3 protein-coding genes are annotated in these 2,519 nt (G+C 64.7%); 2 read left to right on the top strand and 1 reads right to left on the bottom strand.

The window, feature by feature from the left end; all coding sequences use genetic code 11:
* A partial coding sequence (locus EN991_RS31990) for an ATP-binding protein (RefSeq protein WP_164769523.1) occupies positions 1 to 1,459 on the top strand: 1,459 nt, incomplete at its 5' end.
* A complete protein-coding gene (locus EN991_RS31995) occupies positions 1,456 to 2,148 on the top strand; it encodes a response regulator transcription factor (RefSeq protein WP_063168979.1) in 693 nt (230 codons plus the stop codon). The genes EN991_RS31990 and EN991_RS31995, both read left to right, overlap by 4 nt.
* A gap of 15 nt (positions 2,149 to 2,163) precedes the next feature.
* On the opposite strand, the gene EN991_RS32000 is transcribed toward EN991_RS31995, so the two are convergent.
* A partial coding sequence (locus EN991_RS32000; protein ID WP_127370248.1) for an MFS transporter occupies positions 2,164 to 2,519 on the bottom strand: 356 nt, incomplete at its 5' end.

Raw genomic sequence — 2,519 nt, forward strand, 5'->3', positions numbered from 1 at the left:
CCTTGAGATAGGGCCAGATTTCGAACTGCCACTGCTCGTCGGGGTGCTGGCATCGGCGGTGACCGGCGGCCTGTGGCCGGCTCTGTATGCTTGTTTCGTCAGCGCCCTTGCTTTCAATTATTTCTTCCTGGAGCCGCGCTATACGCTGACGATCAGGGATCCGGAGAGCATCGTCGCGCTTGGCGTCTTTCTCGTCGTTGCGGTCATTGCCAGCAATCTGACGGCGCGCGTGCAGCGCCAGGCGGTCGCCGCCCGCTCGCGGGCGCGGGCGACGGAGGATATCTACCTCTTTTCGAAGAAGCTCGCCGGCGCCGGGACGCTGGACGACGTCCTCTGGGCCACCGCCTTCCAGATCGCCTCGATGCTGAAGCTGCGCGTGGTGCTGCTTTTGCCGGAAGACGGGACGATCACCGTCAAGGCCGGCTATCCGCCTGATGACACGCTGGCCGAAGCCGACATCGCCGCCGCCCGCTGGGCCTGGGAGCACAATCGTGCCGCAGGTCGCGGCGCCGACACGCTTCCGGGTGCCAAGCGCCTCTATCTGCCCTTGCGGACCGGGCGCACGGCCATCGGCGTCGTCGGCCTCGACAACGACAAGCAGGGACCGTTGCTGACGCCCGAGCAGCAGCGGCTTCTCGACGCACTGGCCGACCAGGCGGCAGTCGCCATCGAGCGTATCCAACTGGTCGCCGACGTCGACCGGGCCAAGCTCGCCGCCGAGGCGGACAGGCTGCGCTCGGCGCTGCTCACCTCCATTTCCCATGATCTGAAGACGCCGCTCGCCGCCATCATGGGCGCCGCCGGCACGCTGCGGGATTTTTCAGCAGCACTTCCCGAACCGGATCGGGCCGAACTGCTGTCGACGGTGCTCGACGAATCCGAGCGGTTGAACCGCTTCATCGCCAATCTGCTCGACATGACCAAGATCGAGTCCGGCGCGATGGAGCCGAACTACGCCTTTCACTATGTCGGCGACATCGTCGGCTCCGCCCTGCAAAGGGCCAGGAAAATCATCGGCGAGCACAAGATCGAGACGGACATCCCCAGGGATTTGCCGATGTTGAAGGTCGACCCGGTGCTGTTCGAGCAAGCGTTGTTCAATCTTCTCGACAATGCGGCGAAATATGCCCCGGCCGGCTCGACGATCCGCGTCCAGGGCTGGACCGACAATGGCTCCGTCCTGCTGCAGATCATGGATGAAGGGCCGGGCATTCCTCCCGGCGATCTGGAACGGATTTTCGACACCTTCTACCGGGTGCGCAAGCGCGACCAGATCCGCGCCGGCACCGGGCTCGGCCTGTCGATCTGCCGCGGCTTCATAGAGGCGATGGGTGGCACGATCACGGCGGCAAACCGGACCGACGGTTCGGGCGCGGTCTTCACCATCAAAATGCCCAAGCCGGCAAATCCGCCCAACTTCGACGCTTCGAATACCGACGATGTGGGTGACCTGGCATGACAAACTCGAACGTCAGGATACTGGTCGTCGATGACGAGCCGCCGATCCGCAAGCTGCTGCGCGTCGGCCTCGGCAGCCAGGGCTACGCGATCAGCGAGGCGCCGAATGCCAGGGCGGCCATCGAGCTGATGGAGGCGGAGAAGCCGGACCTCGTCCTGCTCGACCTTGGCCTGCCCGGCATTAGCGGCCATGAGTTGCTGCGCAAATGGCGCGACGACGGCCTCGACATTCCGGTGGTCATCCTGTCCAGCCGGACCGACGAGGCCGGTATCGTCCAGGCCCTGGAGCTCGGCGCCGACGACTATGTCACCAAACCCTTCGGCATGAACGAACTGGTCGCACGCATCCGCGTGGCGCTCCGCCACAAGTTCCAGCAGCAGGGAGAGAAGCCGATTTTCCAGACCGGCGATCTCAGCGTCGATCTGGTCAAGCGCATCGTCAAGGTCGAGGGCAAGGAGGTAAAGCTGTCGCCGAAGGAATACGACATCCTGCGCATGCTGGTGCAGCACGCCGGCAAGGTGCTGACCCACCATTTCCTGTTGAAGCAGGTCTGGGGCGACTCGTCCGACGTGCAGTATCTCAGGGTCTATGTGCGCCAGCTCAGGCAGAAGATCGAGAAGAGCCCCGACCAGCCACGCTACATCACCACCGAGACCGGCGTCGGCTACCGCCTGCGCGAGGTCGAATGAGCGGGTTGGGCGCTTCTAGCCAGTAGCTTCCAGCTGCTGGCCAAGCGGCTTGGAAACCCGCAAGGCCGCGAGACAGCCGACAATGCCGAGCGGGACGAAGGCAAGAAACAGCCAGGACGCGACATTCGCCGCCGCGTCGTGGTTCAAACCTTGCGAAAAGCCGCTGGCATTGGCGACGATGCCGGCAAGGGCTGCACCCACGGCGTAGCCGATGCGCTGCATGGTCGGCACCGCCGCCGAGGCGATGGTCTGCTCGCTCTTCGGGGCGGAGGCGACGATGACGCGTGTCAGGAACGGCCAGGCGATGCCGAAGCCGCCGCCTTGCAACAGGGCACAGATCAGGATGAGCGGGATGGAGCCCAGGGGTATCG

Source organism: Mesorhizobium sp. M7A.F.Ca.US.005.03.2.1 (genome assembly GCF_003997795.1).
GTDB classification, from domain to species: Bacteria; Pseudomonadota; Alphaproteobacteria; order Rhizobiales; family Rhizobiaceae; genus Mesorhizobium; species Mesorhizobium ciceri.

What these genes read in the sequence shown, in the direction of transcription:
- EN991_RS31995 (WP_063168979.1), top strand. Translation starts at nt 1,456, where the DNA reads ATGACAAACTCGAACGTCAGGATACTGGTCGTCGATGACGAGCCGCCG.